At 66.0% G+C, this 7,258-nt stretch carries 8 protein-coding genes and 2 pseudogenes; 7 read left to right on the forward strand and 3 right to left on the reverse strand.

What is annotated here, in order from left to right; all coding sequences use genetic code 11:
- Nucleotides 1–178: 178 nt before the first annotated feature.
- From WB794_RS13205 to WB794_RS13215, 3 genes and pseudogenes are all read right to left on the reverse strand, one after another.
- Nucleotides 179–589: pseudogene (locus WB794_RS13205) on the reverse strand (TCP-1/cpn60 chaperonin family protein); the annotation flags it as partial.
- A pseudogene (locus WB794_RS13210) lies at nucleotides 589–888 on the reverse strand (TerC family protein); the annotation flags it as partial. The pseudogenes WB794_RS13205 and WB794_RS13210, both read right to left, overlap by 1 nt.
- On the reverse strand, nucleotides 834–1,370 hold the full coding sequence (locus WB794_RS13215; protein WP_337336326.1) for an efflux RND transporter periplasmic adaptor subunit: 537 nt from the start codon (nucleotides 1,368–1,370) through the stop codon (nucleotides 834–836). The pseudogene WB794_RS13210 and the gene WB794_RS13215, both read right to left, overlap by 55 nt.
- Before the next feature lie 981 nt (nucleotides 1,371–2,351).
- Between WB794_RS13215 and WB794_RS13220 the strand changes: the two genes are divergently transcribed.
- The 7 genes from WB794_RS13220 to WB794_RS13250 all read left to right on the forward strand — a co-directional run bounded on the left by WB794_RS13220 (nucleotide 2,352) and on the right by WB794_RS13250 (nucleotide 7,039).
- On the forward strand, nucleotides 2,352–2,714 hold the full coding sequence (locus WB794_RS13220; protein ID WP_337336327.1) for a roadblock/LC7 domain-containing protein: 363 nt from the start codon (nucleotides 2,352–2,354) through the stop codon (nucleotides 2,712–2,714).
- A 13-nt stretch (nucleotides 2,715–2,727) separates the two neighbouring features.
- Nucleotides 2,728–3,219 carry a PAS domain-containing protein gene (locus WB794_RS13225; protein WP_337336328.1) on the forward strand — a complete coding sequence of 164 codons (492 nt, stop codon included), beginning with the start codon at nucleotides 2,728–2,730 and terminating at the stop codon, nucleotides 3,217–3,219.
- Nucleotides 3,219–3,968: a phosphate/phosphite/phosphonate ABC transporter substrate-binding protein gene (locus tag WB794_RS13230; protein ID WP_337336329.1), complete on the forward strand. Its 750-nt coding sequence runs from the start codon at nucleotides 3,219–3,221 to the stop codon at nucleotides 3,966–3,968. Before WB794_RS13225 ends, WB794_RS13230 begins: the two co-directional genes overlap by 1 nt.
- A gap of 13 nt (nucleotides 3,969–3,981) precedes the next feature.
- Nucleotides 3,982–4,542 carry a hypothetical protein gene (locus WB794_RS13235; RefSeq protein ID WP_337336330.1) on the forward strand — a complete coding sequence of 187 codons (561 nt, stop codon included), beginning with the start codon at nucleotides 3,982–3,984 and terminating at the stop codon, nucleotides 4,540–4,542.
- A gap of 218 nt (nucleotides 4,543–4,760) precedes the next feature.
- The gene (locus WB794_RS13240) at nucleotides 4,761–5,849 is read left to right on the forward strand and encodes a hypothetical protein (RefSeq protein ID WP_337336331.1); all 1,089 of its coding nucleotides are present in this window, start codon (nucleotides 4,761–4,763) and stop codon (nucleotides 5,847–5,849) included.
- 13 nt (nucleotides 5,850–5,862) lie between these two features.
- Nucleotides 5,863–6,408: a GTP-binding protein gene (locus WB794_RS13245; protein WP_337336332.1), complete on the forward strand. Its 546-nt coding sequence runs from the start codon at nucleotides 5,863–5,865 to the stop codon at nucleotides 6,406–6,408.
- A 13-nt stretch (nucleotides 6,409–6,421) separates the two neighbouring features.
- On the forward strand, nucleotides 6,422–7,039 hold the full coding sequence (locus WB794_RS13250; protein ID WP_337336333.1) for a hypothetical protein: 618 nt from the start codon (nucleotides 6,422–6,424) through the stop codon (nucleotides 7,037–7,039).
- Nucleotides 7,040–7,258 lie beyond the last annotated feature (219 nt).

Consider the following 7,258-nt stretch of genomic DNA (forward strand, 5'->3'; position numbering starts at 1 on the left):
TTTTCCGGTTTTCGTATCGGACATCGCCGCGCTTAAGACAGGGCGTTTCCCACGTCGGACGCCAGAAAGCACGAAGCCCGGCAAAAGGCCGGGCTTCGTGGTCACGCTTGCTTGCTGGAGGGCGCGGTTCGCCCGCTGCGCGGACGCCTTCGCGCCACCACTGGCGCGATGGGCGGACTTAGAGGTCCATACCGCCCATGCCACCCATGCCGCCACCACCGTGGTCGTGGGCCGGGGCTTCCTTCTTCGGCAGCTCGGCCACCATGGCTTCGGTGGTGATCATCAGGCCGGCAATCGAGGCGGCGTTCTGCAGGGCAGAACGGGTCACCTTGGTCGGGTCGAGGATGCCCATGGCGATCATGTCACCAAACTCGCTGGTGGCCGCGTTGTAGCCGAAGTTGTCCTTGCCTTCGGCGACGCGGTTCAGCACCACGCTGGGCTCCTCGCCACAGTTGTGGACGATTTCGCGCAGCGGCGCTTCCATCGCGCGCAGGGCGATGGCGATACCGTGGTTCTGGTCCTCGTTGATGCCCTTCAGGCCAGCGATCGCGGTCTTGGCGCGGATCAGGGCGACGCCGCCGCCCGGCACGCGTAGGCGCGGCTGCCCTGGGCGTCGTGCTGCACGCCTTCGAGGCGCTCGTGCAGCTCCATCGTGGCCTTGAACAGCAGGAACAGGCCGCCGCCCAGCAGGATCAGGTCGCCGCCCAGCAGGATCAGGTCGCGCCCCGAGAACGGATGGCCCCAGACCTCGAACAGCGGCGTGGTGAGCCGCATGATCCACGACAGCGCGGCCAGCAGCACCAGGCGCATGCCCAGCGCCAGCGCCAGACCGATCACGCGGGCACGGTCGCGCTGCTCGGGCGGCAGCTTGTCGGCCAGGATCGCGATGAGCGGTCGGCCAGCGCCGCGCGGATGGCGTCGGCGCGCGCGCGCGCGGCATCGCGCACCGAGAGCTGGGTATCGAGCTGACTGCGCGGGATCGTGCCCTGTTTCACCAGCTCGGCGAGGCGCTCGTACTGCTTGCTGGCCTCCACGAAGGTGGCCTGGGCGGCTTCCAGCTGCGCCACTTCGGCGCGGCCGGAAAGATCCACCAGCACGGCACCGGCTTCGACGAAATCGCCATCCTGGAAATTCACCCGGGTCACGGTTTCGGTGACTTTGGCGGTCAACGTGACCGATTCATTGGCTTGCGCCGTGCCCAGCGCTTGGATTTCGTCCTGCCATTCCACCTGAACCACCTTGCCCACTGTAACCAGCGGCGGCAGGCTGGCCGTTGCGGCAGGCGCGGAATCGTTCCTGCTGCAGCCGGTTGCAAACGCGATGAAGGCAAGGCCGAAGGCGAGGGACAGGGCGCGGAGCGGACGAAGCATGCAGGCTTCCTTGTCGGGCGATGCAAAGGGAATGCGACTGGAGCGGAGGCGGAATGGTTCCAACGGCGGGAGAAAAACCATACGCGCCATCATGCAGGATACGCATGACCGACCGATTGTACGGATGCATCTGGCTGTACGCATGGGCAACAGGTCATGAAGTCATCCGGGCCTTTTCTTCCCCTGCACCTGCTACCAACACTGGCCCGAATGTCCTACCCTTACCCTCACAGAAAAGTAGCACCGCCAAGGCAGGCACCGGACACCATCCGTTTTTCTGCACCAAGGGGAACCACCATGCACACCACACCGGCCCGTGCCACCGTGCCCATGGCCTGTGAACGCCATGCTGTTTCGCATCGGCTCAGCCGGCTTCACGCGAACAGATCTTTCCGGGCGTACCGGCGCGCGGCGCAACGCCGTGCATAAGCGATATCCGGGCCGTGCATGGCCCGCTCTGCCCCTGTTCCGCAGCCCCGTCAGGCCCGAACCCGCGAAACCTGTGGACATCACCGCGCGCTTTTGCGCGCTGGCGATACGTGCTGTCACAAGCAGATGTGAACTTTCGTGAGAAACCTTCCGGGCGCGCCGGGAAAAGTGGGCTCACAACCCACTTACCGAAGTTTTATCCAATTGAAAATTAGCTAGAAACACACACTTCGCGGGCGCCCCGCGCACCCGTTGAATATGCCGGTATCGGCCCTTGGTAGGGGTTGACCCTATGCAGTGGAAAGACTAAACAGGAGGTGAACATTTGCAGTGACGCCCGTGTTCACAGGCAGCCCGGACTGCGACCCATGCAGCCGCCGCGCCACACACCTGAAAGATCCAAGAGTGCAACAAAGGGGGAGCCTTCCTGAACTAGCCTGCCGTATTGGACGCAAGCTTCACGCATCGCTGATACGGCACCCCGAAGTCCGCCCCGCAGCAACGATGAGGAAACACCGTTTTGTAAACCCCTGACCCACAAAGGAAACTGCCATGCGCAAGGATATGTTCCAACAGGTACTGGAAGAATTGAAAAGCTCGTCGGCCGATGTCGAGGCCTCGGCCCTGATCTCCACCGACGGCCTGATGATCGCCTCCGCGCTTCCACAGGGCATGGACGAGGACCGCGTCGGCGCGATGTCGGCCGCGCTGCTGTCGCTGGGCGATCGCGCCGCACGCGAACTGGTGCGCGGCACGCTGGAACGGGTGCTGCTGCAGGGCCAGCAGGGCTACGTGATCATGAGTTCCTCCGGCAGCGAGGCGGTACTGACCGTGCTGGCCAAGCCCAATGCCAAGCTGGGCCTGCTGTTCCTGGACATCAAACGTGCAGCCGAAGCGCTGTCCAAGCTGATCTGACTGGAGGTGCGTCATGAGCTTTCCCCCGCAGTCGCCCGCGCCTGATGCCACCCAGGAACGTCCGCACAACTATCACGATGGCCGCAGCAGCACGCTGAAGATCAGCCAGCGCGAGCGGCCCTATCCCGAAGGCCGCCTGATCGTCTCGCGCACCGACCTCAATGGCACGATCACGCATTGCAACGACGCCTTCGTGGAAATCTCCGGATACACCCGCGATGAACTGATCGGTCAGCCGCATTGCATCCTGCGGCACCCGGATATCCCGCGCGCCATTTACCAGGACCTGTGGAGCACATTGCAGGCCGGCAAAAAATGGCATGGCTACGTCAAGAACCTCTGCAAGGACGGTTCGCACTACTGGGTCTACGCCACCGCCGTGCCGAACCGGCGCGGAGGCGAAGTGGTCGGCTATTCCTCGGTGCGGCGCGAACCCTCGCGCAGCAAGATCGCCGAGGCCGAGGCCCGCTACAAGCAGATGCTGGCCACCGAAGGAGGTGCGTGATGAACATCAACGTATTGATTGCACCGGACTTCGCCCCCGAGCGCTTCGCCGGCTGGCACATGCTCAACACCCTGATGCAGCGCAAGACCGGGCTCGCGCTGCGCCTGCTGACGCCGGCCTCGGCCAGCGAGCAGGCGCAACTGATCGCCGAAGACAAGGCCGACATCATCTACGCCAACCCGTTCGATGCCGCCTCGATAGTGCGCGATTCGGGCTACGTCACGCTGGTGCGCCCGATCAACAAGGCCAACGAAATGGTCATCGCCGCACATGCCGAGTCGCCGGTCGCCAGCTTCCGCGAGCTCAAGCCCGGCAGCAAGGTCGCGCTGACCGACAACAAGGATGTGAAGCTGATCGGCCTGCGCCTGCTGGAACCGGCCGACCTGACCGAAGCCGACATCAACTGGCAGGTGGTGGAGTCCTACCAGGCCGCCGCGCGGATGGTGATCAAGGGCGAAGCCGATGCCTGCTTCATGCTGGCCGAAGCCTTCCACTCGCTCTCGCGCCTGACCCTGACCCAGCTCAAGCCGCTGATCGAAAGCAAGCTGGCCGACATCAGCCATGTGATTCTGGTGCACCCACGGGTCGAAGCCGAAGCGCCGAAGCTGCGCGAAGCACTGCTGGGCCTGGCAGGCTCGGCCGATGGCCAGCCGGTGCTGGACGAGATCGGGATCAACCAGGGCTTTGAAGCGATGTCGACCGAGGACGCCGAGTTCATGATCGATCTGATGGACACCCTGCTGGAATAAGCCGATGGAGGACATGGCGGAAAGATTGGAGTTTCGCCAGAGCGGGCGCCGCGTGCTGCGCAACCGGAGCGATCCGGACGCGCACGAGGCGCGCGTTCAATTCGCATGCCGGCTGCGCGGCACCGAACCGTTGCAGGGCGCGCTGGCCGACATGGCACATGCCGCTGCGGGCGACCCTTCCCGTCTGAGCCGACTGCTGCAACGGCCCGATATCCGGCAGCGGCTACTGCCCGGAGTGCTCGACGCCTTCGCCCGGCAGATCAGCAGCGGGCCGTTGCCGCGCGTCACCGCGCTGGCCACGCGTTACAGCATCCTGGCGATGCCGTCGCTGGACGTGCCGGCGCGTGCCATCCTGTGCGGTGCCGATGATTCGCGCCGTGCCGCCGCCGAAGCCCTGCCGGCGCTGCTGAATGGTAATGCGGCGGTGGAAGAAGCATTCCTGGCGCACTGCGAAGGGGCCGGCGATACGCTGGCCTTCATGCTGGCCCGCAGTGCGATGATCAAGGCCCGGCGCGAGCTGTCTCCGCGCTGGCGAGAAGTGTCCGAAACCCTGCAACGAGGCCCGGGTTCATGAGTGACGTTCTGTTGGTGGGCCTCTCCGACCCCGAAGCCGGCGCGATCGAAGTGCTGATGGGGCGGCGTTGGCCGAACCTGAAAACCCATCGCCTGGCGCGCGGTCCCCGGCTGGAACTGCCGGAGCAGGACCGCTCCGCGCGCAACTGCACCAGCTGCGTCATCGACCTGCTCAGCGCTGGGATGCGCATGCGCACGCCGGAAACCGAAGCGGCGCTGATGCAGTTCCTCGCCGCCCGCCCGGCCATCCTGCTGTCGCGCGACCCGGACAGTGGCTGGACCGGGCAACCGCTGCCAAGCGGGCCGGCGCAGCAGATCGTCGTCGTCAAGACGCCGTACAGCAGCGCCCAGTTGCTGGCCGGGCTGGTGCAGATCCTGGATCCGGAACACCTCAGCGCTGCGGTCAAACACGACGCATCCCCGCGTGTCAGCACTCCGCCACCGCACAGCGCCGCCGCCCAGACCACGCCGGAAACGCCACCGTTGCCGGCTTGGCGCCGTGCACTGGAGCTGGCCGAGCGCCTGAGCCAGCCGGCAGCGGTTCCAGCTGAATCCGCTGCAACGGCACGCAGCAATGGTGCGGCCGCGCCTGCCCCGGCTGCACGCCCTGCCGCAAAGCCGGCGCCCCGAGGCATCGGCCTGCGCACGGGCGCGGTGCCGGTCCTGCTGCGCGTGTTTCCGGAACTGCGCACGCAGCCACTGATGATCCTGGGCGAACGCCTCCTCGCCGCCGGCGACGCGGTGATGCTGCACTTCAACACCAGTGTCGCCTTCGTGGCCTGCGTGCAGCAGGGCTGGGTCGCAACCGGCCTGCGCCTGCCGATGCTGCAGAAAATGCTCAGCACCCCGACCGTGCTGGATCAGATCACGCTTCAGTCGCTGAGCAGTACCGAAGCCGAAAAGGCGGTGCACGAACGCTTCGGCGTACTGGAACACCGCATGCGGCTGCCGCTGGACACGCTCACCTGGGAGCTGGCCGCCACCTGGTTCCCCGCGTTGAAACTGCACCCGCACGGCGACCTGCAACTGCGTCTGAAACGCCTGCCCAACTTCACCCGGCTGGGTGCCGTCGGGCCGCTCGATGTGCAACTGGCGGCAGCCTGTGCGCGCACACCGCAATCGATGATTGCGCTGGCGCGCCTGTTCCCGGGCCGCGAACAGGAGGTCTACCGTTTCGCGGTGCTCACCCTGCTTTCCGGTGCGGCACAGGTCACGCCCGAAGACAGCGCACTGCCCGCCGCCGCACCGTTGCCAAGCGACGCGCAGCGGCGCGGTTTCTTCAAATTCCTGCTCGACCGGCTCTTCTGAGGACCACCCGCCCATGGCTGTGTACAAACTCGTATTCGCAGGCCCGGTCGGTGCCGGCAAGACCACCGCGGTGCAGGCGCTTTCCGACATCGAAGTGGTCAGCACCGAAAGCGTGGCCACCGACGAAACCCGCCGCCTCAAACGCACCACCACGGTGGCGATGGACTACGGCGTGATGCGGCTGGACAACGGCGACCAGGTGCATCTGTACGGCACGCCGGGGCAGAAACGCTTCGACTTCATGTGGGAAATCCTTGCCGAAAACGCGCTCGGTCTGGTGCTGCTGCTCAAGGGCGATGCCGCCGACCCGGTGGCCGACCTGCGCATCTACGTCAACGAGTTCCGCAGCTTCATCGACCAGACCGGACTGGTGGTCGGCATCACCCACGCCGAAGCCGCCGGCTGGCAGGTGCGCCAGCAGGTGGCGCGGGAAATGCAGAGCCTGGGCCTGCCCTCGGCAGTGATGGAAGCCGATCCGCGCAGCCGCGCGCATATGGCCACGCTGGTCGGCACCCTGATCCACGGTCTGGACCCGGTTCGCGCCGGCGCGCCGGGCTGAGCACGGAACGGCAATGAGCATCGCACCTGCCGATCCGTATCTGATGCTGACCCCGGCCGGAGCCTTGCTGGCATTCGCCGATCGCACGCCGGATGCCACCAGCGCCCGCCTGCAGACGCTGGTGCCGCGCGGCTCGGCGCTGCGCCGCAGCGTCTGGCTGGGCGAAGATGCGGAACGCCAGGCGCTGCTGGAAGAAGGTCTGAAACGCGGCTGGCTGCACGAGATCGGGCGTGAATTGCAGGCCCCGGACGTGGTGCTGGACGATTACCTGCCGCACGCGATCGCCGGTCTTTCCGGTTCGCGCATGGCGGCGCTGGCCTCCGATGACGGCTTCTGCCTGGCGCGCGTGGGCTATGCCCAGGACGAGGCCGACACCTTGTCGGTGGCAGCGGCGGATTTCCTGGATTTCGTCAACCGCCAGAAGCAGCGCGGCTACAAGGGCACCGGCCGCGCGGTGTCGTTCCACGAGAGCATCGACATGCTGATGCCGGCCACCACCTTCACCCTGTTCTGGGTCGATGGCGTGGGTTACTGGCTGATCCTGGGCGGCGAACCGCTGCTCAACAATCGCGCGCTGGTGGAGCTGATCTGGGGCATCCGCATGGCCGGCGAGAAGTTCCGGCCAGGCTGATCCGGCCATCGCGATCAGTGCAGGTCGCCTGCGTTGCGATGCAGCCGCCGCGCCAGGGTATAGGAAGTTCAACCGCCCTTTTTGGCGAGTCTGGCGGGTAGGCGGCGGTCGCGCAAGCGCCGCTTTGGGCACAGATCGGGCACAGATCGGGGGTTCATGCGTGGGTTTTCGACATCGCGGGGCCACGCAGCGGCTCAGTGCGTAGCCATTTCTCACCGA

The organism is Denitratimonas tolerans (genome assembly GCF_037203605.1).
In the GTDB taxonomy this organism is placed as follows: Bacteria; Pseudomonadota; Gammaproteobacteria; order Xanthomonadales; family Xanthomonadaceae; genus Denitratimonas; species Denitratimonas tolerans.